Here is a 26297-nt window from a genome sequence, read left to right as displayed (position 1 = left end):
CGGGGGCGCCCCGCTGGGCACCGCATTGGCGCAGCATCCGCGCGAGTTTTCTGAGATTTACGTGGCGGTGGTCGCAGCCGGAGAGCACAGCGGGCAGCTGGGGCTGGTGCTCGAGCGGCTTGCCGACGATCTGGAAGAGCAGCAGAACCTGGCTGCCAAGCTGCTGGGCGCAGCGCTTTATCCGGCCATCGTGAGCGTGGTGGCGCTGGCCATTGTCTTGTTTTTGCTGGCCTATGTGGTGCCGCAAATCGCGGCCGTTTTTGCCGGCTCCAAGCAGGCGCTGCCCTTGCTCACGCGCATCATGCTGGCCGTGAGCGATGCGGTGCGCAGCTATGGCCTGGTAGCGCTGTCTGCTCTTATTTTGCTAGCTGGTGGCGCACGTTTGGCGTGGGCTGGGGCCGTTTTTCGCTCCAAAGTAGACGCTGCATGGCTGCGCCTGCCGGTGCTCGGGCGCATGACCCGCAGCTACAACGCGGCGCGCTTTGCCGGCACGCTGGCGATGCTGGCTTCGGCCGGCGTGCCAATTTTGAAGGCCCTGCAGGCCGCCGCAGAAACCCTGAACAACCGCGCCATGCGCGACGACGCCCTGGAGGCGCTGGCGCTGGTGCGCGAGGGCGCTCCGCTGGCCAGCGCGCTGGCCCGCAACCGGCGCTTTCCGGCGCTGCTCAGCATGTTTGCGCGCCTGGGCGAACAAACCGGTCGCCTGCCCCAGATGCTGGACCGCGCTGCCGAGCAACTGCGCACCGAAGTCCAGCGCCGTGCCCTGCAACTTGCCACTCTGCTCGAGCCGCTACTGATTGTGGCCATGGGTCTGGTGGTGATGCTGATCGTGCTGGCCGTGCTGATGCCTATCATCCAGCTCAACCAGTTAGTGAAATAGGAAACCAAGACCATGGCAGTAACGCTAGACGGCAAGCTGGTGGTGGCCATCTCCAGCCGGGCTTTGTTTAACTTTGAGGAAGAAAACCAGGTCTTCGAGCAAAACGACGACCACGCCTACATGCAGCTGCAGCGCGCGCGGCTGGACGTGCCGGCCAAGCCCGGCGTGGCGTTTTCGCTGGTCAAGAAGCTGCTGGCGTTTAACGAAACGCCTTCGCAGCGGGTGGAGGTGGTCATCCTCTCGCGCAACGATCCGGTCAGCGGGCTGCGCGTCATGCGCAGCGCGGCGCACTACGCGCTGCCCATCATCCGCTGCTCGTTTACCCGTGGCGAGTCGCCCTGGCGCTACCTCAAGCCGCTGCGGGCCAACCTGTTTTTAAGCACCCACCTCACCGATGTGCGCGACGCGCTGGCGGCCGGTGTGCCAGCGGCACAGGTCTACCCCCACAGCGCGCATGCCAGTGAGTCGCACCCCGGCGAAGTGCGCATTGCCTTTGACGGCGATGCGGTGCTCTTCAGCGACGAGGCCGAACAAGTCTTCCAGCAAAGCGGGCTGTCGGCCTTTCAGCAGCACGAGATCGACAAGGTGGCCCAGCCCCTGCCGGACGGGCCCTTCAAGCCGCTGCTGGTGGCGCTGCACCGGATGCAGCAGGCGGCCATTCCGCATATGCGGATTCGCACCGCGCTGGTCACCGCCCGCAGCGCGCCGGCCCACGAGCGCGCCATCCGCACCCTGATGGACTGGAACATCGAGGTGGACGAGGCCATGTTTTTGGGCGGGTTGGACAAGGGCGAGTTCCTGCGCGAGTTTGAGCCGGACTTCTTTTTTGATGACCAGACCGGCCACATCGAGTCCGCCGCCCGCCATGTACCCAGCGGCCATGTGGCCAGCGGCGTGCGCAATTAATGGAGCGCCCCATGGCAGCAATCACGACCGCTGAGGGCAAATGGTCTGCGCTGGGGGCCTTCATCGCTCGGGCGGTGGCCCTGTCGACGCCATATTTCTCGTCGGACGCCAAAGGGAAGGCGCGCGGCATGCTGGCCGGCATCGTGGCGCTGAATCTGGCGCTCGTCTACATGGCGGTGGTTTTTAACGACTGGAACCGCCTGTTTTACGACGCGCTGCAGGACAAAAACGCCGCCGTGTTCTGGGAACAGCTGGGCCGTTTTTGCTACCTGGCGTTCGGCTTCATTGTGCTGGCGGTGTACAAGTTTTACCTGACCCAGCTGCTGGAGATGCGCTGGCGCGCCTGGATGACGCGCCACTACCTGCACAAGTGGATGTCGAATCAGGCCTTCTACCGCATGGAACTGGCCCGCTACGGCCCGGCTGCGTTAGTTACCCCCGCTGCATCCCCCGCAATCCCGAACGAGGGCCAGGCGCTTGCCCCCAACCCGGACAACCCCGACCAGCGCATTCAGGAAGACATCAACCAGTTCACCAGCTTCACCATCTCGCTGAGCATGGGCCTGCTGAATTCGGTCGTCACCCTGGTCAGTTTTGTAGGCATCTTGTGGTCGCTCTCGGGCGCATTTGCGTTCTCGCTGGGGGGCGAGGAGTACAGCATTCCCGGCTTCATGGTCTGGATGGCGGTGCTTTACTGCGCGGTGGGCAGCGTGATCACCCACTACATCGGGCGCAAGCAAATTCCGCTGAATTTCACTCAGCAGCGGCTGGAGGCGGACTTCCGGCACCACCTGATTCGCGCCCGCGAATACAGCGAGTCGATTGCATTAGACCGGGGCGAGGCCGTTGTGCAGGAGCAGCTGACGCAGCGTTTTTCCCGCGTGCTGGCCAACAACCTCGCGCTCATTCAGGCTCAAAAGGGGCTGATCTGGTTCACCAGTTTTTTCGGGCAGGCAGCGGTGATTTTTCCGTTTGTCGTGGCGGCGCCGCGCTTTTTCAGCGGGGCCATCCAGCTCGGGCAGCTCACCCAGATTGCCGGCGCCTTCGGCCAGGTGCAAGGCGCCTTGAGCTGGTTTGTAGACACCTACAGCAACCTCGCCAGTTGGCGCGCCACGACCGACCGGCTGACCGGTTTTGAAGCATCGTTTCAAGGTTTAGCGCAGGCGGGATATGCGCATATAGCTATCAAAAACGTAGCATCTGATGCGGAAATTGTGAGCGGGGAAGCCCGTGCCACGGCCTCAGACGCCGCCAACTTGGACGCAGGCCCGCTGCGCATTGGCCTGCCCGACGGCAGCACCCTGCTTGATGCGCTGCGCCTGAGAGCCGGGCCGGGCGACCGCATCCTGCTGCAAGGCCCCTCGGGCAGCGGCAAGTCCACGCTGTTTCGCACGCTCGCCGGCATCTGGCCCTATGCGCAGGGGCCGGTCGGCCTGCCCGCCGACAGCATGTTTTTGCCGCAGCGGGCGTATTTCCCCAACGGCCCGTTGCGTGATGCGCTGGCCTACCCCGAAGCCGCCAGCTATTACAGCGACTCCGCCCTGCAACAAGCCCTGCGCGACGCCCTGTTGCCCGATCTGGCGGGTGCGCTGGACACGAGCGGCGCCTGGGGCCAAAAGCTCTCGGGCGGCGAGCAGCAGCGCCTGGCGATTGCACGGGTGTTTCTTAAAAAACCGCTGTGGCTGTTTGCCGATGAGGCCACCAGCGCGCTGGACGAGGCCGCCGAAGCCACGCTTTACCAGCGCCTGTGCGACGGGGTGAGCGCGCGGGGCGGGGCTCTGGTGTCGATTGCGCACCGCCCTGCACTGGCGGCATTTCACACCCGGCGCTGGATCATGGAGCCGGCGGCGTCAGCCGGCGAAGCTGGTTCAGAGGCCGCCAACGCGGGCGCCCCGGCTCAGGTCGCGGCGCTGTTTACCTTGGTGGTAAAGCCGGCGTAGCCCTTGGCCCGGAGCTCGCAGGCGGGGCAGCTGCCGCAGCCGTAGCCCCAGGCGTGGCGGTGCGTGCGGTCCCCTTGGTAGCAGGTGTGGGTGTGTTCCACCACCAAATCCACCATCGCCTGCCCGCCGCCCGGCACGCCGGACTGCGCGCCCAGCGTGTGAGCCAGCTCCCAGGTCTGGGCCTTATCAATCCACATCAGCGGGGTTTCGATCAGAAAGCGCCTGTCCATGCCCAGCGACAGCGCGAGTTGCAAGGCTTTCATGGTGTCGTCGCGGCAATCGGGGTAGCCCGAAAAATCGGTCTCGCACACCCCGGTCACTATCACCTGCAGACCGCGCCGGTAGGCCAAGGCGGCTGCCAACGTCATGAACAGCAGGTTGCGGCCGGGCACAAAGGTGTTGGGCAGGCCGCTGGATTCCATCTGAAAACCCATGTCGCGGGTGAGTGAGGTCTCGCTCAATTCGCCCAACACCGCCAAATCCAGCAGGTGGTCTTCCCCCAGCTGGGCGGCCCATGCCGGAAAGCCGGCCTTGATGGCGGCAAGCACATTCAGCCGCGCCTGCAGCTCCACATGGTGGCGCTGGCCGTAATCAAATGCGATGGTTTCTACGCGCTCGTACTTGGAGAGGGCGTGGGCGAGGCAGGTGGTGGAATCCTGCCCGCCGGAGAACAGAACAAGCGCAGAGGTGTGCATGGGCGCGATGTTAGACCACAGCGCAGGTAGCAAGCGGGGGGCGATGCAGCTGCACCGCGCTGGCTCAGGTTTTATCGACTTTATTGATCTTGCTGGGCACAAACACCATGGACTGCTTGGCCAGCTGGCCGGGCATTTCGGTGGGCGCCACAGGCGGCTGGGGGTTGATCTGGTTTTTGACCTGCTCGATTTGCACCGCGCTGGCGCTGGCCGTCCACACGGTCTTGAGGTGGTCCATCAAGACCTGGGCCATGGGCTTGGGCGGAGGGTTCTCCACCTTTTCCTGCGAAGGGCGGTGAATCGTCCAGTCGTGCTGCATAGACGCCTCGGAGCCGCGCTGCACCGGGTCGGACACGCTTTGGTAAGGGGCCTCACCCGCAGACTGGGCCTTGAGCGCGGGGTTTACCTTGTCAATCACGTCGGGGCCGGACTCGATCGGCTTGGACTGCGCGACAGACGGGTTGACCGGAGCAACTGGGATAACCCGATTTGCCCCAGACGAAGCAGCGTCTACGCCGGCGGGGCGTATTTGCTGGTTTCGATCAATGGTTGGCAGTTGCATTGTGGGTTGGCCTTTCGGCCCCTCCGGTGAGAGTGAGGAGTTGACGTACGATTCTTAACGGCAGATTTAGGGGGTTATTTAGGCCTTTTTTCAAAAAACTTCGAAAAAATCGGGATCCGAAGCCATCCAGCTATCCGCCCCCAGAATTTGCACCAAATTGGTGCAAATGGCGCTCAAGTGCGTTAACTGCTCAACCACAACACGCCGTACCCGGCCCATACCGCGACCATCATCAGCGCCAGGCCCGGGGCCATGCGGCACAGATAAGCGACTCCCCCGGCCTGATAGGCCACCACCGCTTTGGTCAGTGTGTTGGCGCTTAGCCCTAGCAATATCGGCAGCACAGCCTGCTGCGCTTTAATTTCTCCGGCCGCTATCAGGCTAGCGGTGGACGCGGCGGTGGCGTGCGCGTCCGCCAAGCCGGCCACCATGGCAGCCAAGGCCACGCCCCGCTCGCCCAGCCAGGCGTTGAGGCCCGCCGACACCATCATCACCAGCGTCAGCACCCCGGCAAAGGCGACCGCGGATTGCAGGTCAAAGGCACGACCGACATCGGGCGCGCCCTCGGGGTGGGCGGTTGCTGGGGTGCTGGAGCCGGAGTCGGATCCGTAAAGGCACCACAGCCCGTATGACAGGGCGGCGGCCCCGCCCAAGAGCAAGGGCAGCGCCATCAAGCGCAAGAGTTGCGGCGCCACCAGCCCGATAAGCACCGACATTTGCACAAAAGTCGCAATGGACGACAACGCGGCCCCCGCCACCGCCGGGCCGCTGACAACCCCATTCACCTGCCCGCGCTGACCCATGGAATAAGTAGTGGCCACACTGGACACAAAACCCGACGAAAAACCCGCCAGCGGGAGCCCGTAGCGCGGCCCCAACCAGCGGGAGCCCACATAACCGCAGGCGCTGATTGCTAGCATCACCACCACCAGAAGCACCAGATGGCGCGGGTTAAGCGCATTCAGCGGGCCCATAAACGCATCCGGCGCCAAAGGCAGCACGATGAGCGCTATGCCGGCAAATACCAGAGCGTCCTGCAAGTCTTGCTCGGTTAACAGGGCACGTACAAAGTGATGAATCGCCTTGCGCGCAAACAGCAAGAGCGCCAGCAGCACCCCGACCTCCGCCGCCAACAGCGCATCCACCACGGCCAAGCCACCCAGCAAACCGTTGAGCACCAGCGCCATCTCCGTGGTGATGCCTTTGTCTTCCCGGTGGTTGCTCACATAGGCGGCCATGGCAGCCAGCCCGGTAATGAAAACGACGAGCGCCAGCACCGCAACACCCCCCACCAACATACCTACCGCCCCCAACAGGGAGACGATGGCAAAGGTACGAATGCCGGCCGAACCGCGGTCCGGGCTGCTGTCCTTGCGCCGCTCTCGCTCCGCCCCCACCAGCAAGCCAATGCCGAGGGCTACGCACAGAGCAACGAAGGTAGGTTGCATGGTTCTGTTCTTGTATGGCGGGCCCGAGCGACCCTAGCGTGTCCAGGCCTCGCTACGCTGCCACAACTCCTGCGCCAGCGCCATGTCGCGGCCGTTGCGCGCGGGCCTGGTGGGCCGGCAGTCGGCGTAATACAAACCGCTTTCGCTCGCAGGCGCGCGCAAGGCGCAATGCAAAGTGGTTTGGGCGCCCTCTTCCGGTGTGATTAAGCCGCGAAGTCGCAGCAAGGGCCGCACCCACTGGGGCACTACCCGCCAGATTTCGGTGTCCACCACACCGGGGTGTAAGGAATAAGTCGACACCTTCGTGCCCGCCAGCCGGCGCCCCAGCTCCGCGCTAAACAGCAGATTTGCCAGCTTGGACACCGCATATTCGCGGATTCCGGTGCGCGTCTGCGTGGGTCGGCGAAGGGCATCCCAATCAATACCCGGGGTGCGCTTATGGGCGCGGCTCGAGACAGTAACCACGCGCGCAGCCGGCGCTTGCTGCAAGGTGGGCAGCAGCAACTGAGTCAGCAAAAAATGCCCGAGATGGTTCACACCAAACGCCATCTCAAAACCATCCTCGGTGAGCCCGCGCGCACCGGCCAGCCCCGCGTTGTTAATCAACAGGTGTAAGGGCAGGCTCAGCGCCAAAAATTGTGCAGCGCAGGCCCGCACGGAATGAAGACTCGCCAAATCCAGCGGCAAAAACAAGGGCGCTGGCGCCCCTGGGAGTGCCGCCATCGCGTCCAACACCGGCTGCGTGCGTTCCCGCGACCGCCCGGCAATCACCACCTGCACCCCGGACCTGGCCAGCTCCATCGCGGTAACCCGCCCGATGCCGACATTGCCACCGGTGATGAGGGCGACTTGGTTCTTGAGGGGGAGCTCTGCGGGCATTCAGGGTCCTTGGGTGTTGTGGACGGCAATGCTTGCAATGTACCCCTAGGCGGGTGTTTCGGGAGTGCCGTTGCCAATGCTTGGGGCCTCCGTCCAACCTTCAATTGCCGTGTTCGCGATTGTTTTACAGCTTACCAGCTAACTGGTAAGCTTGCCTTCATGAAAACCACACTCGACTTACCTGACGAACTGGTGCGTGAGATGAAGCTGCGGGCGCTGATGCAGGGGCGAACCCTGCGGGACCTGACCGCAGATTTTTTACGCCAAGGGCTGGGTATGGGGGCGCCCCGCCCCACAACGCCGCCTCCGGGCTCTGCAGTTGAGACCGGCGCCGACGGCCTGCCCATCATCCGCGGAACAGCCGATGCACCCGCTCGCCTCATGAATATCGAGGCATTGCTAGCGCTCGAACAAGATTCACAAACCCAGGATGACATGCATCGTGCCGGCCTCTCTGTTTGACACCAGTGTCTGGCTTGCCGCCACGTTTGATCAACATCCCGCGCACAACCCAGCCAGACAGGCACTGCGGCAAGCAACTGCCGCCGAGGCTGCAGTTCTTTGCCGCGCCACCCAACAAAGTTTTTTGCGCCTGCTGTCCACGGCTGCACTGACGAAGGCGTATGGCGTTGAGCCGCTCAGCAACCGCGACGCGCTGCTCACTCTGGACAACCTGCAAGCCTTGCCACAAGTGGCTTGGCGCGACGAGGCCCCCGGTGCTTTTAATCTATGGCGAAGTCTGGCCGCTTTGGATAGTGCTTCGCCAAAGGTCTGGATGGATGCTTACCTTGCAGCATTCGCCCTGGCAGCTGGATTGCGATTGGTCACGCTGGATAAAGACTTCAACAACTTCGTACCGCGCGGGCTTGAGTTGGTACTCCTGAGTGCTTGAGCGCCGACCCAAGCCGAAAGTTCAACCACTTTCTCGTGCAGCGGAAATCTGCGCCGCCCTACTCCACCGTCACCGACTTCGCCAAATTCCTCGGCTTGTCCACATCCGTGCCGCGCGCGCACGCCGTGTGGTACGCCAGCAGCTGCAAAGGCACAACGTGCAGCAGGGGCGAGAGTTCTCCGTAGTGCTCTGGCATGCGGATGACGTGCAGGCCTTCGCCGCTTTCAATATGGGTGTCGGAGTCGGCCAACACATACAACACGCCGCCGCGGGCGCGGACTTCGTGCATATTGCTTTTGAGCTTTTCGAGCAACGCGTCGTTGGGCGCCACAGTCACCACCGGCATGTCGCTGGTAACCAGCGCCAGCGGCCCGTGCTTGAGCTCGCCGGCGGCGTAGGCTTCGGCGTGGATGTAGGTAATCTCTTTGAGCTTGAGCGCGCCTTCCATGGCAATCGGGTAATGCAGTCCGCGGCCCAGGAAGAGCGCGTTTTCCTTCTTCGCAAAATCATCGGCCCAGGCCATGATTTGCGGCTCTAGCGCCAGCACGGCTTGCAGCGCTGCGGGCAGGTGGCGCATGGCTTTCAGGTGGCGAGCTTCTTCGGCTTCACTTAAGCGCCCTTTAGCTTGCGCCAGGCACAGCGTGAGCAAAAACAGGCCCGCCAGCTGGGTGGTGAATGCTTTGGTAGACGCCACGCCGATTTCAACCCCCGCACGGGTCACGTAAGCCAGGCTGCACTCGCGCACCATGGCGCTGGTGGCCACATTGCAAATAGTGAGGGTGTGGCGCATGCCCAGGCTTTGCGCGTGGCGCAGGGCGGCCAGTGTGTCGGCGGTTTCGCCGCTCTGGGTGATGGTTACGACCAAAGTGTTGGGGTTGGGCACCGACTCGCGGTAGCGGTATTCGCTGGCCACCTCCACGTTGCAGGGAATTTTGGCGATGCTCTCGATCCAATACTTGGCAGCGCAGCCGCTGTAGTAGCTGGTGCCGCAGGCGAGGATGAGCACGCTGTCAATCTGCTGGAACACCCGCGCCGCATTGGCGCCGGGGGCGTGGTTGGCCTGCTGGTCAAACAGCTCGGGGACGATGCCTTCCACGCCCTCGAGCGTGTCGGCAATGGCGCGGGGCTGCTCGAAAATTTCCTTTTGCATGTAATGCCGGTAGGGGCCCAGCTCGGCAGCACCACTGTGCGCCAGCACGGTTTTGACCGGCCGCTGCGCCGGCGGCACGGGCTTGTGCGCCTTATCGAGCAGCCAGTATTTGCCCAACTGCAGGTCCACCAGGTCGCCCTCTTCAAGGTAAACAATCTGATCGGTCACGCCGGCCAGGGCCATGGCGTCGCTGGCCAGAAAATGCTCCTGCCCGTCTTTGCCTACACCCAGAATCAGCGGCGAGCCGGCGCGCGCGCCAATTAGGCGATGCGGCTCGTCTTTGCAGAACACGGCTATCGCATAGGCGCCCTGCAATTGCTGCACCGCAGCCTGAACGGCCTCAAACACATCGCCGTCGTAGAGGCTGTCGATCAGGTGGGCGATGACCTCGGTATCCGTCTGGCTGTGAAACACATAGCCGCGGGCTTGCAGGGCCGCACGCAGTTCGTCGTGGTTCTCAATGATGCCGTTGTGAACCAGCGCCACGCGGCCGGGTTTGGAATCGGCATCGGCGCCGGGGCCGTGGCTGAAATGGGGGTGGGCGTTGTGCACTGCTGGCGCGCCGTGGGTGGCCCAGCGGGTGTGGGCAATGCCCAGGGTGCCTTGCAGGCTGCCGCTGGCGACTTGCTCCATCAGCTCGGCCACGCGCGAAGTGCTACGGGCGCGGCGCAAACCGCCGCCAGTGCCGGCGGGCGCGGCCGCATCGCCATGCGCATACACCGCCACCCCGCAGGAGTCATACCCCCGGTATTCCAGCCGCTCCAGGCCTTGCACCAACACGGGAACGATGTTGCGCGCAGATACCGCGCCGACGATGCCACACATAGAAACACTCCTTGTCAATCGATGGCGGCATGGTAGAGTTTCGGTAGAAAATTAATGATCTATTTTTTGATACTTACGAAATAAAATTTCAAAGCACAAGCAATATGGAATTAAAGTTCATAAATTGAATTTTTGAGGAATAAATGGACATAGACGCCACCGATCTGCAGCTCCTCGCCCAGCTGCAACAAGACGCCAGCCTCAGCAACCAGGCGCTGGCGGAGCGGGCTCATGTCTCGCCGCCTACCTGTCTGCGGCGGGTTAAGCGCCTGCGGGATGCGGGGCTGATTGACAAGCAGGTGGCGGTGCTCAACCCCGAGCGCATGGCCCGGGTGCTGGGTCACGGGCTCACCGCGGTGGTGGAAATCACGCTCGACAGGCAGGACAGCGCCGCCCTCGAAGCTTTTGAGGCCCGGGTTGCCGCTGAGCCGCGCGTGCAGCAGTGTTACCGCGTATCACCGGGCCCGGATTTTTGCCTCGTCGTCCACGCCCGCAACATGCCCGACTACCACGCCCTGACCCAACGCCTGTTCACCAGCGACGCCAATGTGCGCAACGTGAAGGCGTTTTTCAGCATCAAGCGCAGCAAGTTCGGGGCTGAGCTGCCTCTGGACTGAGAGTCGCAGCCATTCGGCGGTCCTCGCTGGAGGCCTTAGCTGAAAGCCTCCCTCCGAAACTTGAGTCGGGTAGTAACATATGACTACTGCACTTGAAGGCGCCCAATATGCAACCCCGTAGCATCACCAGCAAACCCACCAGCCTGAAGCTGCCCGAAGCCCTTAAAGCGCAACTCGAAGACGATGCCCAAAAGGCCGGCCTCAGCCTGCACGCGCACATGGTGCAGACATTAGCCGATTCGGCGCGGCGCGCCCGCCTTCGCGAAGCCTTTGCACAAGATTCCGCGGCTGCGCTGGACGACATGAAGGCCACCGGCCTGGGCTACGAACTGGGTGATGTGCGGGCGTACTTCTCTGAACTCGCAAGCCACCGCAAAGGACAGGCGCCTACCCCTAGGCCACTGTCCCCCACCAAGATCTCTTGATGCCAAGGGTTTTCCTCAGCCAGGCTGCATTTGCCGACCTGCTGCGGCTGGAGGAGTTTCTTGCCGGGTCGGACGACCCGATGGCGGGCGACTTACTGGACTTCATTCTCGACGCCCTGCAGGTGCTCTCGCATCAGCCAGGCATCGGCCGGCCCGTGGAGGGCGGTCTGCGCGAGCTCATTATTTCGCGCCGCAGGAGCGGTTACCTGGCGCGCTACGAATTGGATGAGGGACGCAATCGGGTGCTAGTGGCCCGCATCCGGCACCAGCGCGAATCGGGATATTCGGCAGAAGAACTCTGACCGCCGCGGCCTAAACCTCGCCCGGCCCACAACGCACCACCGCCACCGCGCCGCCACCCTCGCGCGGGGCCAGGGTGAGGCGGGCGTCCACCATGGCGAGCAAGCGCTTTGCAGTGAGCAGCCCCATGCCCAGCCCGGGGAATTGCTTCGCGGAATGCAGCCGGCCAAACACCTTAAAGAGCTTGTCCTGCTGCGCGGAGTTGAATCCGGCCCCGTTGTCTTCAATCACGATCTGCCAACCGCCATCCTCCAGCGCCAAGGCCCGCAGAGCGACGCTGGCCGCGGGCACCCGGGCGGTGAACTTAAATGCGTTGTCCAGCAGCAGTACCAGCGCTTTGTGCAGGATGGCCGCATCGGTGAGCAGGCGCAGGCCTTCTGGCACCAACATCTTCACATCCACCGCTCGGCCGGGGTAGGCGGCTTGCACTTCACGCAGGCATTCGCGGGCCAGCGCCGCAAAGTCAAGTTCTGCCCGATGGACCGGGGTGCCTTGCAGGCGCGAGAGCGCAGCCAGCGCATCGAGCATGAGCCCTAAGTGCGCAGCAGACTCCGAGATGGTGCGCAAAAAATCCGAGCTGTCGCCGCTGAGTTGCGGGCCGGCCTCTTCTTCCAGCAGCCGGGTGAACGACACCAGATGCCGCAGCGGAGCGCGCAGGTCGTGGGACACGGTGTAGGTGAACTCCTGCAACTCGGCGCGGCTGGCGGCTAGCGCGGCTTCGAGCTGGGCCAGGCGCTGCTCCAAGCTAGGTTGCTTCATGTCGGGTTGCTGCGAATGGGTGTCGGGCAAGGCCATGGTCGGAATGCGGCGGCTTTGATTCAGGAGTTGTTTCAGAACAGCGTCACGCCTTCGGCGCCTTTTGCGGGCGACTCCAGTTGGCAATGCTGACCTGCTTGCCGCGCGCCACGCTCAGTGCGCCGGGCGCGGTGTCTTTGGTGATGGTGGAGCCGCCGGCGATGGTGCCGCCGGCACCAATCGTGACCGGCGCCACCAGCACGCTGTTGCTGCCCACGTGCACATCGGCCTCGATGACGGTGCGGTGTTTGTTGGCGCCGTCGTAGTTGGCGGTGATGCTGCCCGCGCCGTAATTCACCCGCTCGCCCACGGTCGCGTCGCCCAGGTAGGCCAGGTGGTTGGCCTTGGCGCCGGCCGCCAGCGTAGAGTTTTTAACCTCCACAAAATTGCCGATATGTACCTCGGCGCCCAGCTGCGCTCCGGGGCGCAAGCGGGCAAACGGGCCAACCAGCGAGCCCGCGCCCACGGTCACGCCCTGGCGCTCGCCGTCGATATGGGTGAAGGGGTGGATGATGGCGCCCGCCTCGACAACGGCGTTGGCAATCACGCAGTTCGCGCCAATGGATACGCCCTCGCCCAGGCTTACCTGGCCGTAAAACACGCAGTTCACATCGATGCTCACATCGTGCGCGCACAGCAGGTCGCCACGAATATCGATCCGGGCGGGGTCCGCCAGGCGCACGCCCTCTTCCATCAGCCGGTGGGCCTGCTGCAACTGGAACGCGCGCTCCAACTCTGCGAGCTGCACCGGGCTGTTGACGCCAGCCACCTGTACCGCGTCGCTGATCTTGTGGCCGACCACCGCCACGCCGTCAGCCACGGCGAACTTCACCACGTCGGTCAGGTAGTACTCCTGCTGGGCGTTGCGGTTATCCAACCGGGCCAGCCAGGCCTTCAGGCGGGCCGCGGGCACGGCCATGATGCCGCTGTAGATTTCGGTGATGGCGCGCTGCGCGTCGCTGGCGTCTTTGTGCTCCACGATGGCCTGCACCGCGCCCTCCGCATCACGCACGATGCGCCCGTAACCGGCGGGGTTGTCCTGCTCCAAGGTCAGCAAGGCCAGCTTGTCGCCGCCGCAGGCCTGGATGAGGTGAAACAAGGTGTCGGGCTGGGTGAGCGGCACATCGCCCGAGAGCACCACCACCACCCCGTCGTCGGGCAGCACGGGCACTGCCTGCTGAACTGCATGGCCGGTGCCCAGCTGCGGCTCCTGGCGCACAAAATTAAGCTCAAAACCGGCGCTAGCACCCGTGAATACTGCGCAGGCTGCTTCCACTTCTGTAGCAGCGTGGCCGGTAATCACCACCACACGGCGGGCCTGCAAGTCGCCCGCGGTTTCCACCACATGCTGCAGCAGGGGCCGCCCGGCCAAACGCTGCAGGACCTTAGGGATCTTGCTGCGCATGCGCGTGCCCTTGCCGGCCGCCATAATGACCACGTCCACCCCGGCCTGTGCCGGAGCGCTACTGGAGAGAGGGGAGTTTGAAGTCAATGCCATGCCTTTTTTTGATGTCCGGAGCGGTAGCGTACGCGTGGGCCGCCAGCCGACGCTGGTGCGCCATTATCGGCCTGCTGGCAGCGGGTCTGGCCCTGACGGGATGCGGCACGGTGCGGCTGGCCTACAACAATGCGCCCGAGCTCACCCATTGGTGGCTCGACAGTTTTCTGGACCTCGACAGCCCGCAAAGCGCTCGCCTGCGCAGCGACCTCAATGCCTTGCAAACCTGGCATCGCAAGGAGGAGCTGCCCGCCGTCGCAGAGTTGCTCAAGACCCTGCAGGCGGCCGCCCCCCAACCCGTGGCTGCCGAACAGATGTGCCTGTGGTCGCGCGCGCTTGAGGGCCGTTTTCAAGCCGTGCTGGAGCGGGCAACGCCGACGGCCATCGCCATCGGGCCCACCCTGAGTAACGAGCAGCTGGACCACTTGGCGCGCGCCTGGGACAAACGCAACGGGGTGTGGAGAGAAGAGTGGCTGGACGGCACTCCGCAAGAACGGCTGGACCGGCGGGTGAAAAACGCCATCGAGCGGGCCGAGGGGTTTTACGGCCGGCTCAGCGACAGCCAGAAGACTTTGATTCGCAGCCAGCTGGAGAACTCGCCATTTGACCCGGCCACCCAATACAAGGAAGTCGTGCGACGCCAAAAGGACGCATTGCAAACCCTGCGCTCGCTCAAGGCCGGCGCCCCCGGCGAGGCGCAAACGCAGGCCGACATGCGGGCCCTGCTGATGCGAAGCTTGCAGTCACCCGACGCTGCATTTGTGCAATACACCGAGCGGGCCCGCAGCCACTTCTGCGGTTTTGCCGCCGAGCTGCACAACACCACCAGCGCGGCCCAGCGGGTCAAACTACAACAAACGCTGCAGGGCTATGAGGGCGATGTGCGCGCCCTGATGCAGCGCTGACACCGCGGCAAAGCACCGGTAACGCACCGGTGCTGCACCCTTAGTGCACCGCAACTGTGGCGGCGCGGGGCCGGTTTAAACAGGCCAGACTACGCCGTTGTCGTTGAGGATGGCATCCAGAGGCATGTCGTGCGGTTCGGGCTCGAGGTCGTCCACAAAGCCAGGCGCATAGCCCAGCCCCACGGTGAAGGGCCTGGGGGTCAAGCTGGCGAGCATGCGATCGTAAAAACCGCCGCCATAGCCCAGCCGGTAGCCGCCCGGCCCGTAGCCCACACAGGGCACAAACAGCAAAGTCGGCACGATCAGCTCGGTGTCTTTGGGCTTGGGAATTCCGTAGGCATCTTCTTCCATCGGGCAGCCTGGGTACCAGGCGTGGAAGGTCATGGTCTTGTGCTCGCGGTTGACCACCGGCAGCCCGATGCGGCGCGGCTGCGGCTGCTCGATGAGCTCTCCATCTTCTTTCCAGCGGTGCAGGGCCGGCAGGGGGTCAAACTCGCCCTTGATCGGCCAATAAGCCCCGATCACTGCATCGGGGCGGCCTACCAGCCAGATTCGCATCACGCGCTGCAATAAATCGGCGCGTTGTAGGCGGTCCGGCATGGCCATACGTTGCTCTAGTAGGCCCTTGCGAAGTGCCTTCTTTTGTAAGGCTTTGCTTTCGTCCGAGTTGTCCATAATCCCCACATGCAGTTTTCAGCCATTCTGACAGCACTGGCCCTCATCGGCGCCCTGCTGTCCTTGCCCGCCACCGCGGCCCGCGCCCAAGGGCGCGATGTTGCCCGCCTCGACGACCTCACCCTCGACCTCGCCCAGGCCTACAAGAACCGTGACCGCAAGCGCCTGAGCGCGGCCCTTCCCTCGGTGCGGGGCTACATTCTCGAACCATGGGTCGCCTACTGGGAGCTGTCGGTGCGGCTGGACGACGCGGGCAAGACCGAAATCCAGGGCTTCCTGCAGCGCTACAGCGGCACCTACCAGGAAGACCGCTTGCGGGTCGAATGGCTGCAGCAGCTCGGCCGTGCGCGCGACTGGGAAACCTTTGCCCGCGAACACGCGGCGTACCGCATGAACGACGACAAGTCGGTACGCTGCTACGCGCTCTGGACCGACTACATGCTGCGCGGCACTGATGTGACCGCCGCGCTGGAGCCGGTGTGGTGGGGTATGAAAGACGCCGAAGACGCCTGCGGCGGACTGGCCGGCCAGCTCGTCAAAGACGGCAAGCTGAGCAAACACAGCGTCTGGGTGCGCGCGCGTCTGGGCGTGGAAAACGACCGCCCACGGGTGGCAGCCCAGGCCGCCGGCGTGCTTGATGAGGGTTACGCCAGGACCCTCAACACAATCTACAGCAACCCCGGCAAGTACCTGAACGACAAACTGACCGCCCTGCGCCCGCAAACCCGCGAACTGGTGTCGCTGGCACTGATCCGGTTGGCCTACCTCGACCCGCAGGACGCGGCCGAGGAGCTGGACAAGCTGCGCTGGAAGGCCCAGCTCAACCAGGAAGAACGCAGCTGGATATGGGGTGTGATCGGCAAGCGGGCTGCGCAAAAGCTCTCGGACGACGCATCCGGCTACTTTGCCCGGGGTAACTTCGCCCAGATGCACGAAGACCACCTCGTCTGGGCCGCGAGGGCGGCCCTTCGCGCGGGCCGCTGGGGCCAGGTGGCCGAGGCCATTGCCGCCATGCCCGAGGCAATGCGCGATGAACCGGTCTGGGTCTACTGGCGTGCCCGGGCATTGGCTCAACGCAGCAACCTCGAGACCGCACGCATGGAGAGCCAGGCGCTGCTCGAGTCCATTGCCGGCACCAAGGGTTTTTATGAAATGCTGGCCCTCGAGGAGCTGGGCCAGAAAATCGTAGCGCCGTCGCGCCCGGCCCCGTTGACGGCGGACGAAAGAGAGCAGGCCAAAAAGAACCCGGGGCTGGCCCGCGCCTTGCACGCCATCTCCATCGGCCTGCGCACCGATGGCGTGCGCGAGTGGAACTACAGCACCAACCTGCACAACCGCGGGGGCCTCGACGACCGCGCACTGCTGGCTGCTGCCGACCTGGCATGCCGCGCCGAGGTCTGGGACCGCTGCATCAACACCAGCGAACGCACCAAGGGACTGGTCGACATGGAACAGCGCTACCCCATGCCGCACAAGGCATCGGTGCTGGCGCGGACCCAGCAAATCAGCCTGGACCCGGCCTATGTCTACGGGCTGATCCGGCAGGAGAGCCGCTTTATTACCGACGCGCGGTCGGTCGTGGGCGCCGCGGGCCTGATGCAGGTGATGCCCGCCACCGCCAAATGGACCGCCAAGAAAATCGGTCTCACCGATTTCCAGGCCCACCAGATCACCGAACGCGATACCAATATCGCCATCGGCACCGGCTACCTGAAGCTGGTGCTCGACAGCTTTAACGGATCCATGCCCCTGGCCGCGGCCGCCTACAACGCCGGCCCCGGTCGCCCGCGCATCTGGCGCGGCCAGAGCGGAGGGCCGGTGCTGGAAGGCGCGGTATGGGCGGAGAACGTGCCCTTTGCAGAAACGCGCGACTACGTAAAAAAGGTTCTGGCCAACACCACCCTGTATGCGGCACTCATTACCGGCCAGCCTCAATCGCTCAAGGCGCGGCTGGGCAGCGTAGGCCCGCGTGATGCGACCATGCCGGAGGCGGGGCTAGACCTGCCGTGAATTCTTGAACTCCCCTTGAACACCCCCAACCCGGAGGCGCCCATGCTCAAGCTCTTTATTGGCAACAAGAATTACTCCTCCTGGTCGATGCGCCCCTGGGTGCTGCTCAAGCAGGCGGGGATTGATTTTGAGGAAATCATGGTGCGGTTTGACTCGTTTCACAGCCAATCGCAGTTCAAGACCACCATGACCAAGCTTGGCCCCACCGGCAAGGTGCCGCTGCTGCTGGATGGCGAGCTCGCCGTCTGGGACACGCTGGCTATTGCTGAATACGTGGCCGAAGAGTTTCCCAATGTGCAGCTCTGGCCGGCCCAGAAGGCTGCGCGGGCGCGCGCCCGAAGCATTTGCGCCGAAATGCACTCCGGCTTCACCGGCCTTCGCAGCCAGTGCCCGATGAACATCGAGGCCCGCCTCCCCGAGACGGGTGCCCTGATCTGGCGCGACAAGCCCGCCGTGCGTGCTGATGTGGCCCGCCTGCACACCATGTGGGAAGAACTGTTGGCCCAGCACGGCGGGCCCATGCTGTTCGGGCATTTCACGATTGCAGACGCCTACTTCGCACCCGTCTGCACCCGGCTGGTCACCTACGACCTGCCGCTGAGCCCGGCGGTACGCGCTTATGTGGAACGGGTGCTGGCCTTGCCCGGCGTCAAAGCCTGGTGCGACGCCGCTGTGGCCGAGAAAGACTTTCTGGACTTTGAAGAGCCCCACCGGCTCAAACCCTGAGCACTGCAGGTTTTCATGCGCGCCCCGCCCGAACCTGCTGCGCAGCACACCGGCACCTTTTTGGTCGGCGGCGCGGTGCGCGATGCGCTTTTGGGCCTGCCGGTTCAGGACCGCGACTGGGTGGTGGTGGGCAGCAGCCCGCAGCAGATGCAAGACGCCGGCTTTGTGGCGGTGGGTAAAGATTTCCCGGTGTTCCTGCACCCGCGGACACACGAGGAATACGCCCTCGCCCGCACCGAGAGAAAAACCGCGCCGGGCTACCGCGGCTTCGCGGTGCACGCAGCGCCCGATGTGACGCTGGAGGAAGACCTGGCCCGGCGCGATCTCACTATCAATTCCATAGCTGCCCGCGCAGACACTACAAGCCCCAACGGTCTTTTTGATGCCCAAACGGTCGTCGACCCCTATGGCGGGCGGGCCGATATTCAGGCCCGGTTACTGCGGCATGTGACGCCGTCTTTTCGCGAAGACCCTGTGCGCATCCTGCGGGTGGCGCGCTTTGCCGCACGCTTCACCGATTTTTCTGTGGCCCCCGAGACCACCGCCCTGATGCAGGAGATGGTGCACGCCGGAGAGGTAGACCATCTGGTGCCCGAGCGGGTGTGGCAAGAACTAGCCAAAGGCCTGATGGAGGCCCGCCCCTCACGGATGTTCGAGGTGCTGCGCAGCTGCGGCGCGCTGCAGCGCCTGTTGCCCGAGCTGGACCGGCTCTGGGGCGTGCCCCAAAGCCCCGAGCACCACCCCGAAATCGACACCGGCGTGCACGTGATGATGGTGCTCGACCGCGCTGCGGCTCTGAGAGCGCCGCTGGAGGTGCGCTTTGCCTGCCTCGGCCACGACCTGGGCAAAGGCACCACGCCGGCCGATGTGCTGCCCCGCCATATCGGCCACGAAGAACGCAGCGCCCGCCTGCTCAAAGCGGTGTGCCAGCGCCTGCGCGTGCCGGCTGATTGTGCGGAACTCGCCGACGTGGTGGCGCGCGAACACGGCAACATTCACCGCAGCGCGAGCCTGAAGGCCGACGCCCTGCTGCGCCTCTTGGAGCGCTGCGACGCCATCCGCAAACCCGCCCGTTTTCGCGCCGCCCTGCTAGCCTGCCAGTGCGACGCCCAAGGCCGCTTGGGCCTGAACGACGCGCCCTACCCCCAAGCCCAACGTTTGACGCAGGCGCTGGATTTGGCCTTGGCAGTTGCTACGGATTCGATAGCTGCCAGCGCAATAGCCGCGGGCGCGAGCGGCCCAAAAATAGGCCAAATCATTCAAGGGGCACGGGCTGCTGCTATTGCTGCGGGGTTAAGAGAAAGCGCCCAGTGAGCGGCCGGCAATGGGCCCAGCCCCCAGCGCCGCGTTGATGCGGGCTTGCCAGCCCGCCCCCGTTGCTTTGAAGGCTTCGAGTGCATCGGCATCGAAGCCAAAAAACCCACCCTTTTAGAAAATTTATTCTGTTTACAATTCATTCAGCATAAATTTTCTAAGCCTCATGCGCTCCCCCACACCCAACGTCACACCAGCCACCGAGGAAGCGCTGCTGCAGGCGATTGCGCGGGACTTTGACCGGTTGAGCCGGCAACTCAAGCTGATTGCCACGCATGTGGAGCAGCACCGGGCGCAGTTGAGCATTCAGTCGGTGCAAGAGGTCGCGCAGCACTGCGGCGTGCAGCCGTCGGCGGTGGTGCGCTTTGCCAAGCACTTTGGATTTGAGGGCTACACCGCCTTGCAGCGCGTATTCCGCGACCAGCTGGCGCAGCACATTTCACCCGCCCGCAGCTACCAGACCCGCATCCGCCAAGCCATGGAATCGGGGGCGCGCGACCTGCGCAGTGCCGATATCGCCCAGGCCCTGGTAGAGAGCAGCATGGCCGGCATGGAGGAGCTTCCCGCCACCTTCAGGACCCAGACCTTTGACGACGCGGTAAGCCTGCTCACGCAGGCCGACACCATCTGGCTCATCGCATCCCGCAGGTCGTACGCTGTTTCGACTTACCTGGCCTACGCCCTGCATCACACCGACAAGCAGGTGCAGCACATCAGCGCCATGGGCAGCATGCAGGACGGCCAACTGCGCGGCCTGCGGGCCGGCGACGTGATGATTGCCATCTCGTTCGCCCCCTACGCCGAAGAAACCGTAAGCATCGTGCGGCAGGCCCATGCGAAGGGCGCGCGCATCATCTCCATCATTGACAGCAGCCTGAGCCCGCTGGCGCGCTTGTCGGACTGCGTGCTGCAGGTGCAGGAAACCAGCGTGTTCGGCTTTCGCGCGCTCACCAACACCATGGCGGTCGCCCAGAGTCTGTTTCTGGCGCTGGCGTACCGCCTCGAACTCGATTACCAACCCACCCGCACCAATGCGGTTTGAACATTAAAGAAAGCAAGTCATGAAAAAAGTAGCCCTGTTCGGAGCCGGTCGCATCGGCCGCATCCACGCCGCCAACCTGTGCGCCATGCCCGGCATTGAGCTAGTCGCCGTGAGCGACCCGCTCACCAGCGCCTGCTCCGAGCTCGCCGCCCGGCACGGCGCGCGGGTCGACAGCGTGGAAGGCATTTTTGCCGACGCCAGCATCGACGCCGTGGTCATCGGCAGCCCCACCACCACCCACACCGACCTCATCACCCGCGCCGCCCAGGCCGGCAAACACATTTTTTGCGAAAAGCCGGTGGACCTGTCTGCCGAGCGCGCCCGCACCTGCGCCGAGGCAGTGGCCCGGGCCAATGTGGCCTGCATGATCGCCTTTCAGCGCCGCTTCGATCCAACCTTTAACGAAGCCAAGTCCCGCCTCGACCGCGGTGACATCGGCAACCCTGAAATGCTGATCATCACCAGCCGTGACCCCGGCGCCCCGCCAGTGGAATACATCAAAAACTCCGGCGGCATCTTCCGCGACATGCTGATCCACGACTTCGACGTCTTCCGCTGGATTTTGTGCGGCGACGGCGACGAAGCCGCCTGGCTGATTGCCAGCGGCTCCTGCCTGACCGACCCGGCCATCGGAGAAGCCGGCGACATGGACAGCACCGCCGTCACCATCAAAACCCGCAAGGGCCGCCTCTGCCAGATCAACACCACCCGCCGCGCTGCTTACGGCTACGACCAGCGCTTTGAAGTCATCGGCTCGCTGGGCATGCTGCAGTGCGGCAACCACCGCCCCACCGAAGTCACCCAGGCCGGCGCCGCCAACACCCATTACGACAACCCCGAGGCCTTCTTCCTCCAGCGCTATGCCGCTGCCTACCGCATCGAGATCGAGCACTTTTTCACGCAGTTGCAGAGCGGCGGCGCGTTCAAGACCACAGTCGAAGACGGCGTGCGCGCGCAAGTGCTGGCCGATGCCGCAGCCCACAGCGCAGCCAGCGGGCAACCGGTCGTTTTTTGATGCCGGCGCTGTCCTTTCCGGCAGGCCGCAAGTTCGACCTGGCCTGCCTGGGTCGGCTGGCGGTGGACTTGTATGCCGAGCAGTTCGGCAGCACGCTCGAAGACGCCCGCAGCATGTCCAAGTACCTGGGCGGCAGCTCGGCCAATCTGGCCTTTGGTGTGGCGCGTCTGGGCCTGAAAAGCGCCATGATTTCGCGGGTGGGCAACGAGCAAATGGGCCGCTTTTTGCTGCAAACCCTACAGCAGGAAGGCTGCGACACCAGCCAGGTACAAGTCGACCCCGAGCGACTGACCGCGCTGGTGCTGCTCGGCATCAAAGACCGCGACACCTTCCCGCTGCTGTTTGTGCGCGAGAACTGCGCCGACATGGCGCTGGACGCCAACCTGATTGACGGCCACTTCATCGCCCAGTGCAGCGCGCTGGCCATCACCGGCACCCACCTCTCTACCCCTGTCACCCGCCTGGCCGCACAAACCGCCCTGGCCCATGCCAAAGCCCACGGCGTGGTGCGGGTGCTGGACATTGATTACCGCCCCGTGCTGTGGGGCCTGACCTCGCGCGGCGCCGGCGAAAACCGCTATGTGGCTGACGCCAGCGTCACGCGCCAGCTGCAGGACATGCTGCCCGAATTTGACCTGCTGGTGGGCACCGAAGAAGAGTTCTACATTGCCGGCGGTGTGGCCGGCGACATGGTGGCCAGCCTGCGGGCAGTGCGTGCGCTAAGCCGCGCCACGCTGGTGGTCAAGCGCGGCGCTTTGGGATGCTGCGTGATCGAAGGCGATATCCCTGACGACATCAACCAGGCGCCCACCTACCAAGGGGAGCGGGTCGAGGTGCTCAATGTGCTGGGTGCCGGCGATGCTTTCCTCTCCGGCCTGATGGCCAGCCTGCTGCAGGGCAAAGACTGGGCCGAGTCCACCCGCGTGGCCAATGCGTGTGGCGCCATTGTGGTCTCGCGCCACGCCTGCTCGGCCGCCATGCCCACCCCCGCCGAATTGGCGCACTGGTTTGGCGGCAGCCGCAACCCGCAGGTAGATGCCGACGCCCAACTGGCGCACCTGCATCGCGTTACCGCAAAGCGTGCACCGTGGGGCGAGCTGTGTGTCATGGCGTTCGACCACCGCAGCCAGTTCTATGACCTGGCCCGCGAGGCCGGCGCGCCCGAGTCGCGCATTGCACCGCTCAAGCGCCTGCTGGTGCAGGCTGCCGCGCAGGTCGAGCAAAGCCACCAACTCCAGGGCCAGATGGGGGTGCTGATTGACGGCGGCAGCTACGGCGCCGACGCGCTGGCCGGCGCCACCGGCCGCGGCTGGTGGGTAGGCCGTCCGGTGGAATTGCCGGGCTCACGCCCGCTGCGATTTGACGGCACCCGATCGATTGGTACTGCCTTGATCCATTGGCCCACCGAACAGGTGGTCAAGTGCCTGGTGCATTACCACCCCGACGACGCCTTTGCCCTGCGTCTCGAGCAAGAACAAAAGGTGCTCGAACTCTGGGAAGCCACCCGCCACAGCGGCAACGAGCTGCTGCTGGAAATCATTTGCCCGCCCGCCCTGACGCCCGCCGGCACCCAGGACGCTGCGGTCTTGCGCGCGGTCAAGCGCTTCTACAACCTCGGCGTCAAGCCCGAGTGGTGGAAGCTCGCTCCACTGCAGGCGCAGGGATGGGAGTCTCTACAGGCGCTCATTGAAGAGCGCGACCCGCATTGCCGCGGCGCCGTCATTCTGGGCCTCAATCAGCCGTTGCAGGTGCTGGCGGAGAGCTTTGCCCAGGCCACCAACCCGGTGGTGAAGGGCTTCATGGTCGGGCGCAGTCTGTGGGTCAATGCCTCCCAGCGCTGGCTGGCCAACCAGATGGACGACGCGGCCTTCATTGCCGAGGTAGCCGCTAATTTTGCGATGCTGGTGCAGGCCTGGCGCACGCGCCACGGCAACGCACGGCACAGCGCCACCCTCACCAAGGAAGCCGCATGAAAACCATCCGACTCACCACCTCGCAGGCGCTGGTGCGCCACCTTGCAGCCCTGCGGATCGAACTGGCCGATGGCAGCCTGGTGCCGTATTGCGGCGGCGTGTTCTCCATCTTCGGGCACGGCAATGTGGCGGGTCTGGGCGAAGCCCTGTGGGCCAGCCGCGCCCACATCAGCACCTACCGCGCGCACAACGAGCAGGCCATGGCGCACGCGGCCATCGCCTACAGCAAGGCGCAGTTCCGCCAGCGCATCATGGCGGTCACCAGCTCCATCGGCCCCGGAGCGACCAACCTCGTAACCGCTGCGGCGCTGGCGCATGTGAACCGCTTGCCGGTGCTGCTGCTGCCCGGCGACAGCTTTAACAGCCGAGCGCCCGACCCGGTGCTGCAACAGCTCGAAGACTTCTCCCAGGGCGACCTGAGCGTGAACGACGCCTTCCGCCCGGTCACGCGCTACTTCGACCGCATCACCGCGCCTCATCAAATCCTCAGCGCCCTGCCGCGCGCCATTCAGGTCATGACCGACCCCGCGCAGTGCGGTCCGGTGTGCCTGTCGCTGCCGCAGGACGTGCAAACCTTTGCGTTTGACTGCCCGCTCAGCTTTATGGAACCAGAGGTGCTGCGCATACGCCGCCCCGTCCCTGATACCGGCGAACTCGCCCGTGCTGTGGCCCTGCTGCGGGCGTCCAGGCATCCGGTCATCGTGGCCGGCGGCGGCGTGCTTTACAGCCTGGCCTGGGACGCGCTGCGCAACTTCGCCCAGGCGTACGGTGTTCCTGTCGTAGAGTCGCAGGCCGGCAAGAGCAGCCTGCCTTGGGACCACCCGCTCAACCTGGGCGCTGTGGGCGTCACCGGCTCACCCGCCGCCAACGAGATAGCAGCCCACGCTGACCTGGTGCTGGCGGTGGGCACGCGCCTGCAAGACTTCACCACCGGCTCGCACAGCCTGTTTGCGCGAGCCCGCATTCTGAGCCTCAACGTGCAGGCTTTTGATGCCGGCAAGCAGCACGGCACGCCGCTGGTGGCCGACGCACGCACCGGGCTGGAGCAGCTCCACGGCGCCTTGCACGGATGGGCGGCGGATGCGGCATGGACCGCGCGCGCCCAAACGTTGGCGCTGGCTTGGGTTGAGCGTGTCACCACCCTCACGACACCCCCCACCAACGTACCGACCCCACAGCTGCCCTATGACGCCGAGGTCATTGGCGCGGTGCGCGACTCCGCGCCTGCGCCCTTGAGCAGCCCCGAGCACGACGTGGTTGTGTGCGCAGCCGGTACCCTGCCCGCCGAGCTGCACAAGCTCTGGCGCGCCGGCAAGCCGGGCAACTACCACATGGAGTACGGCTTCAGTTGCATGGGATACGAGATTGCCGGCGGGCTGGGCGTGAAAATGGCGCGGCCTGAGCAGGAGGTCATCGTCATGGTGGGAGACGGCTCCTACATGATGATGAACTCGGAAATCGCCACCTCGGTGATGCTGGGCAAAAAGCTCATCATCGTGGTGCTGGACAACCGCGGTTATGGCTGCATCCAGCGGCTGCAGCTTGCCACCGGTAGCCCGCATTTCAACAACATGCTCGACAACTGCGTGCCCGAGGGCGGCGCATCCAGCACCATTGACTTTGCCATGCACGCCCGCAGCATGGGCGCCGGCGCGGAGCATGTAGCCAACATCGCCGAGCTCAAAGCCGCCATGGTGCGAGCACGCGCAGCCACCACCACGCAGGTGCTGGTCATCGACACCACCCACACCCGCACCACCGATGACGGCGGCTGGTGGTGGGAGGTGGCTATTCCCGAAGTCTCTGATCGCCCCGAGGTGAATGCTGCTTTTGCGCGCTACACCGAGGCCAAGAAAAACCAAACGCTCTGAACCAACAAGGATCTGCCATGACCTGGAATGTACGAATCGGCATCAACCCGATCAGCTGGATGAACGACGACCTGCCCTCCCTGGGCGGCGAGACACCGCTGGAAACCGCGCTCTCAGAAGGCAAAGAGATCGGCTACGCCGGTTTCGAGCTGGGTAACAAGTTCCCCAAAGACGGCCCGGCCCTCAAGGCCAAGCTCGACGAATACAACCTCGCCTGCGTGTCGGGCTGGTACTCCGGCTTTCTGGCTGAGGTGCCAGAGGGCCAAAGCGAAGCCGATGCGCTAGCCGCAGAGATAGAACGCTGCAAGGCGCATATGAGCCGCCTGCAATACAACAAGGTGAAGGTGGTGGTGTACGGCGAATGCGCAGGCACCATCCAGGGCAACATCGACACCCCGCTGGCCAAGCGCCCGCGCTTTCAGACGGATGCGCAGTGGCAGGCCTATGGCCGGCGCCTCAATGCCTTTGGCGCGCACCTTCAAGCCACTTACGGCATCACCCTTGCCTACCACCACCACATGGGCGCCTATGTGGAGTCCCCCGCCGACATCGACCACCTGATGCAAGTGACCGACGCGCAATCTGTGGGTCTGCTGTTTGACACCGGACACGCCTACTACGGCGGCGCCACCAACCCCGAGGCACTGCTGCGCAAGCACCTGGCCCGGGTGGTCCATGTGCACTGTAAAGACGTGCGGCCCAGCGTGATTGCGCAGGCCCGCAACGATGGCTGGAGTTTTCTGAATGGCGTGATCAACGGCACCTTCACGGTGCCGGGTGATGGCGTCATCAACTTCGACGCCGTGCTGACTACGCTGAAAGCGGCCGGTTACGAAGGCTGGCTGGTGGTGGAAGCCGAGCAGGACCCGGCGGTCGCCCCCAGCTACCAATACGCCAAGAAGGGCTTTGACACTCTGTCGGGCATCGTGCAGCGCCTGAGCCGGGGAGCCTGAC

General features: G+C 64.4%; 25 protein-coding genes and 1 pseudogene. 17 read left to right on the top strand and 9 right to left on the bottom strand.

The genetic code is table 11. The features are described 5' to 3' along the window. The 3 genes from Q0O05_RS02220 to Q0O05_RS02210 all read left to right on the top strand — a co-directional run. A partial coding sequence (locus tag Q0O05_RS02220) for a type II secretion system F family protein (RefSeq protein WP_293660243.1) occupies positions 1-880 on the top strand: 880 nt, incomplete at its 5' end. Positions 881-892: 12 nt separating this feature from the next. Then, complete coding sequence (locus Q0O05_RS02215) at positions 893-1786, top strand: 5'-nucleotidase (RefSeq protein ID WP_293660242.1); 894 nt, start codon at positions 893-895, stop codon at positions 1784-1786. Between the two features lie 11 nt (positions 1787-1797). Beyond that, positions 1798-3726 (top strand): ABC transporter ATP-binding protein/permease, encoded by a 1929-nt coding sequence (locus tag Q0O05_RS02210; protein ID WP_293660241.1) that lies wholly within the window; start codon positions 1798-1800, stop codon positions 3724-3726. Here Q0O05_RS02210 and queC read toward each other — a convergent pair. From queC to Q0O05_RS02190, 4 genes are all read right to left on the bottom strand, one after another. Further along, positions 3684-4421 (bottom strand): 7-cyano-7-deazaguanine synthase QueC, encoded by a 738-nt coding sequence (queC, locus tag Q0O05_RS02205; RefSeq protein ID WP_293660240.1) that lies wholly within the window; start codon positions 4419-4421, stop codon positions 3684-3686. The two genes, Q0O05_RS02210 and queC, sit on opposite strands and share 43 nt — an antisense overlap. 64 nt (positions 4422-4485) lie before the next feature. Continuing rightward, complete coding sequence (locus Q0O05_RS02200; protein WP_293660238.1) at positions 4486-4983, bottom strand: hypothetical protein; 498 nt, start codon at positions 4981-4983, stop codon at positions 4486-4488. A gap of 182 nt (positions 4984-5165) precedes the next feature. Next, positions 5166-6431 carry a DUF4010 domain-containing protein gene (locus tag Q0O05_RS02195; protein WP_293660236.1) on the bottom strand — a complete coding sequence of 422 codons (1266 nt, stop codon included), beginning with the start codon at positions 6429-6431 and terminating at the stop codon, positions 5166-5168. 33 nt (positions 6432-6464) lie between these two features. After that, on the bottom strand, positions 6465-7310 hold the full coding sequence (locus tag Q0O05_RS02190; protein ID WP_293660235.1) for an SDR family NAD(P)-dependent oxidoreductase: 846 nt from the start codon (positions 7308-7310) through the stop codon (positions 6465-6467). A 159-nt stretch (positions 7311-7469) separates the two neighbouring features. Here Q0O05_RS02190 and Q0O05_RS02185 point away from each other — a divergent pair, with 159 nt between their 5' ends. Both Q0O05_RS02185 and Q0O05_RS02180 read left to right on the top strand, forming a co-directional pair. Further along, on the top strand, positions 7470-7772 hold the full coding sequence (locus tag Q0O05_RS02185) for a hypothetical protein (RefSeq protein ID WP_293660233.1): 303 nt from the start codon (positions 7470-7472) through the stop codon (positions 7770-7772). Continuing rightward, positions 7741-8202 (top strand): TA system VapC family ribonuclease toxin, encoded by a 462-nt coding sequence (locus tag Q0O05_RS02180; protein WP_293660232.1) that lies wholly within the window; start codon positions 7741-7743, stop codon positions 8200-8202. Before Q0O05_RS02185 ends, Q0O05_RS02180 begins: the two co-directional genes overlap by 32 nt. A gap of 58 nt (positions 8203-8260) precedes the next feature. On the opposite strand, the gene glmS is transcribed toward Q0O05_RS02180, so the two are convergent. Continuing rightward, positions 8261-10177, bottom strand: a complete 1917-nt coding sequence (glmS, locus tag Q0O05_RS02175; protein ID WP_293660231.1) for a glutamine--fructose-6-phosphate transaminase (isomerizing) — start codon at positions 10175-10177, stop codon at positions 8261-8263. Between the two features lie 143 nt (positions 10178-10320). Here glmS and Q0O05_RS02170 point away from each other — a divergent pair, with 143 nt between their 5' ends. From Q0O05_RS02170 to Q0O05_RS02160, 3 genes are all read left to right on the top strand, one after another. Continuing rightward, positions 10321-10794, top strand: a complete 474-nt coding sequence (locus Q0O05_RS02170; protein WP_293660230.1) for an Lrp/AsnC family transcriptional regulator — start codon at positions 10321-10323, stop codon at positions 10792-10794. Between the two features lie 107 nt (positions 10795-10901). Beyond that, on the top strand, positions 10902-11219 hold the full coding sequence (locus Q0O05_RS02165; RefSeq protein WP_293660229.1) for a hypothetical protein: 318 nt from the start codon (positions 10902-10904) through the stop codon (positions 11217-11219). Next, a complete protein-coding gene (locus Q0O05_RS02160; RefSeq protein ID WP_293660228.1) occupies positions 11219-11521 on the top strand; it encodes a type II toxin-antitoxin system RelE/ParE family toxin in 303 nt (100 codons plus the stop codon). Before Q0O05_RS02165 ends, Q0O05_RS02160 begins: the two co-directional genes overlap by 1 nt. 10 nt (positions 11522-11531) lie before the next feature. Here the strand turns inward: Q0O05_RS02160 and Q0O05_RS02155 are convergent, their stop codons facing one another. Together Q0O05_RS02155 and glmU are read right to left on the bottom strand one after the other, a co-directional pair. After that, positions 11532-12278: a HAMP domain-containing sensor histidine kinase gene (locus Q0O05_RS02155; protein ID WP_293660227.1), complete on the bottom strand. Its 747-nt coding sequence runs from the start codon at positions 12276-12278 to the stop codon at positions 11532-11534. A gap of 82 nt (positions 12279-12360) precedes the next feature. Further along, on the bottom strand, positions 12361-13812 hold the full coding sequence (glmU, locus tag Q0O05_RS02150; protein WP_293660226.1) for a bifunctional UDP-N-acetylglucosamine diphosphorylase/glucosamine-1-phosphate N-acetyltransferase GlmU: 1452 nt from the start codon (positions 13810-13812) through the stop codon (positions 12361-12363). Positions 13813-13823: 11 nt separating this feature from the next. On the opposite strand from glmU, the gene Q0O05_RS02145 reads away from it, so the two are divergent. Next, positions 13824-14717, top strand: a complete 894-nt coding sequence (locus tag Q0O05_RS02145; protein WP_293660225.1) for a DUF6279 family lipoprotein — start codon at positions 13824-13826, stop codon at positions 14715-14717. A gap of 75 nt (positions 14718-14792) precedes the next feature. On the opposite strand, the gene Q0O05_RS02140 is transcribed toward Q0O05_RS02145, so the two are convergent. Further along, positions 14793-15392 carry a 5-formyltetrahydrofolate cyclo-ligase gene (locus Q0O05_RS02140; protein WP_293660224.1) on the bottom strand — a complete coding sequence of 200 codons (600 nt, stop codon included), beginning with the start codon at positions 15390-15392 and terminating at the stop codon, positions 14793-14795. A gap of 9 nt (positions 15393-15401) precedes the next feature. On the opposite strand from Q0O05_RS02140, the gene Q0O05_RS02135 reads away from it, so the two are divergent. The 3 genes from Q0O05_RS02135 to Q0O05_RS02125 are packed head-to-tail and all read left to right on the top strand — an operon-like array spanning position 15402 to position 19442. Continuing rightward, positions 15402-17402, top strand: a complete 2001-nt coding sequence (locus tag Q0O05_RS02135) for a lytic transglycosylase domain-containing protein (RefSeq protein WP_293660223.1) — start codon at positions 15402-15404, stop codon at positions 17400-17402. 42 nt (positions 17403-17444) lie between these two features. After that, a complete protein-coding gene (locus Q0O05_RS02130) occupies positions 17445-18128 on the top strand; it encodes a glutathione S-transferase family protein (RefSeq protein WP_293660245.1) in 684 nt (227 codons plus the stop codon). 15 nt (positions 18129-18143) lie between these two features. Further along, positions 18144-19442, top strand: coding sequence for a multifunctional CCA addition/repair protein (locus tag Q0O05_RS02125; RefSeq protein ID WP_293660222.1), 1299 nt, complete (start codon positions 18144-18146; stop codon positions 19440-19442). Here Q0O05_RS02125 and Q0O05_RS11905 read toward each other — a convergent pair. Beyond that, positions 19422-19529 (bottom strand): annotated as a pseudogene (locus Q0O05_RS11905) (BrnA antitoxin family protein); the annotation flags it as partial. The gene Q0O05_RS02125 and the pseudogene Q0O05_RS11905 overlap by 21 nt on opposite strands. Before the next feature lie 79 nt (positions 19530-19608). On the opposite strand from Q0O05_RS11905, the gene Q0O05_RS02120 reads away from it, so the two are divergent. The 5 genes from Q0O05_RS02120 to iolE are packed head-to-tail and all read left to right on the top strand — an operon-like array spanning position 19609 to position 26296. Further along, entirely contained in the window at positions 19609-20484 is an 876-nt protein-coding gene (locus Q0O05_RS02120) for a MurR/RpiR family transcriptional regulator (protein ID WP_293660221.1), read from the top strand. Positions 20485-20503: 19 nt separating this feature from the next. Continuing rightward, positions 20504-21499 carry an inositol 2-dehydrogenase gene (iolG, locus tag Q0O05_RS02115; protein WP_293660219.1) on the top strand — a complete coding sequence of 332 codons (996 nt, stop codon included), beginning with the start codon at positions 20504-20506 and terminating at the stop codon, positions 21497-21499. Continuing rightward, positions 21499-23472, top strand: coding sequence for a 5-dehydro-2-deoxygluconokinase (gene iolC, locus Q0O05_RS02110; RefSeq protein ID WP_293660218.1), 1974 nt, complete (start codon positions 21499-21501; stop codon positions 23470-23472). Before iolG ends, iolC begins: the two co-directional genes overlap by 1 nt. Beyond that, positions 23469-25343: a 3D-(3,5/4)-trihydroxycyclohexane-1,2-dione acylhydrolase (decyclizing) gene (iolD, locus tag Q0O05_RS02105; RefSeq protein WP_293660217.1), complete on the top strand. Its 1875-nt coding sequence runs from the start codon at positions 23469-23471 to the stop codon at positions 25341-25343. The genes iolC and iolD overlap by 4 nt, the downstream gene beginning before the upstream one ends. A 17-nt stretch (positions 25344-25360) precedes the next feature. After that, a complete protein-coding gene (iolE, locus tag Q0O05_RS02100; protein ID WP_293660216.1) occupies positions 25361-26296 on the top strand; it encodes a myo-inosose-2 dehydratase in 936 nt (311 codons plus the stop codon). The last annotated feature ends 1 nt before the right edge of the window (position 26297 follow it).

The sequence above is a fragment of the Rhodoferax sp. OV413 genome (genome assembly GCF_945881795.1).
Classification (GTDB): Bacteria; Pseudomonadota; Gammaproteobacteria; order Burkholderiales; family Burkholderiaceae_C; genus Allorhodoferax.
The sequence above is the reverse complement of the archived record's forward strand: the minus strand, read 5'-3'. Positions and strand labels throughout refer to the sequence as shown.

Bases quoted from the DNA above. Each gene is read 5' to 3' on its own strand.
- Q0O05_RS02215 (WP_293660242.1), top strand. From the start codon at position 893: ATGGCAGTAACGCTAGACGGCAAGCTGGTGGTGGCCATCTCCAGCCGG.
- Q0O05_RS02210 (WP_293660241.1), top strand. From the start codon at position 1,798: ATGGCAGCAATCACGACCGCTGAGGGCAAATGGTCTGCGCTGGGGGCC.
- queC (WP_293660240.1), bottom strand. From the start codon at position 4,421: ATGCACACCTCTGCGCTTGTTCTGTTCTCCGGCGGGCAGGATTCCACC.
- Q0O05_RS02200 (WP_293660238.1), bottom strand. From the start codon at position 4,983: ATGCAACTGCCAACCATTGATCGAAACCAGCAAATACGCCCCGCCGGC.
- Q0O05_RS02195 (WP_293660236.1), bottom strand. From the start codon at position 6,431: ATGCAACCTACCTTCGTTGCTCTGTGCGTAGCCCTCGGCATTGGCTTG.
- Q0O05_RS02190 (WP_293660235.1), bottom strand. From the start codon at position 7,310: ATGCCCGCAGAGCTCCCCCTCAAGAACCAAGTCGCCCTCATCACCGGT.
- Q0O05_RS02185 (WP_293660233.1), top strand. From the start codon at position 7,470: ATGAAAACCACACTCGACTTACCTGACGAACTGGTGCGTGAGATGAAG.
- Q0O05_RS02180 (WP_293660232.1), top strand. From the start codon at position 7,741: ATGACATGCATCGTGCCGGCCTCTCTGTTTGACACCAGTGTCTGGCTT.
- glmS (WP_293660231.1), bottom strand. From the start codon at position 10,177: ATGTGTGGCATCGTCGGCGCGGTATCTGCGCGCAACATCGTTCCCGTG.
- Q0O05_RS02170 (WP_293660230.1), top strand. From the start codon at position 10,321: ATGGACATAGACGCCACCGATCTGCAGCTCCTCGCCCAGCTGCAACAA.
- Q0O05_RS02165 (WP_293660229.1), top strand. From the start codon at position 10,902: ATGCAACCCCGTAGCATCACCAGCAAACCCACCAGCCTGAAGCTGCCC.
- Q0O05_RS02160 (WP_293660228.1), top strand. From the start codon at position 11,219: ATGCCAAGGGTTTTCCTCAGCCAGGCTGCATTTGCCGACCTGCTGCGG.
- Q0O05_RS02155 (WP_293660227.1), bottom strand. From the start codon at position 12,278: ATGAAGCAACCTAGCTTGGAGCAGCGCCTGGCCCAGCTCGAAGCCGCG.
- glmU (WP_293660226.1), bottom strand. From the start codon at position 13,812: ATGGCATTGACTTCAAACTCCCCTCTCTCCAGTAGCGCTCCGGCACAG.
- Q0O05_RS02145 (WP_293660225.1), top strand. From the start codon at position 13,824: ATGTCCGGAGCGGTAGCGTACGCGTGGGCCGCCAGCCGACGCTGGTGC.
- Q0O05_RS02140 (WP_293660224.1), bottom strand. From the start codon at position 15,392: ATGGACAACTCGGACGAAAGCAAAGCCTTACAAAAGAAGGCACTTCGC.
- Q0O05_RS02135 (WP_293660223.1), top strand. From the start codon at position 15,402: ATGCAGTTTTCAGCCATTCTGACAGCACTGGCCCTCATCGGCGCCCTG.
- Q0O05_RS02130 (WP_293660245.1), top strand. From the start codon at position 17,445: ATGCTCAAGCTCTTTATTGGCAACAAGAATTACTCCTCCTGGTCGATG.
- Q0O05_RS02125 (WP_293660222.1), top strand. From the start codon at position 18,144: ATGCGCGCCCCGCCCGAACCTGCTGCGCAGCACACCGGCACCTTTTTG.
- Q0O05_RS02120 (WP_293660221.1), top strand. From the start codon at position 19,609: ATGCGCTCCCCCACACCCAACGTCACACCAGCCACCGAGGAAGCGCTG.
- iolG (WP_293660219.1), top strand. From the start codon at position 20,504: ATGAAAAAAGTAGCCCTGTTCGGAGCCGGTCGCATCGGCCGCATCCAC.
- iolC (WP_293660218.1), top strand. From the start codon at position 21,499: ATGCCGGCGCTGTCCTTTCCGGCAGGCCGCAAGTTCGACCTGGCCTGC.
- iolD (WP_293660217.1), top strand. From the start codon at position 23,469: ATGAAAACCATCCGACTCACCACCTCGCAGGCGCTGGTGCGCCACCTT.
- iolE (WP_293660216.1), top strand. From the start codon at position 25,361: ATGACCTGGAATGTACGAATCGGCATCAACCCGATCAGCTGGATGAAC.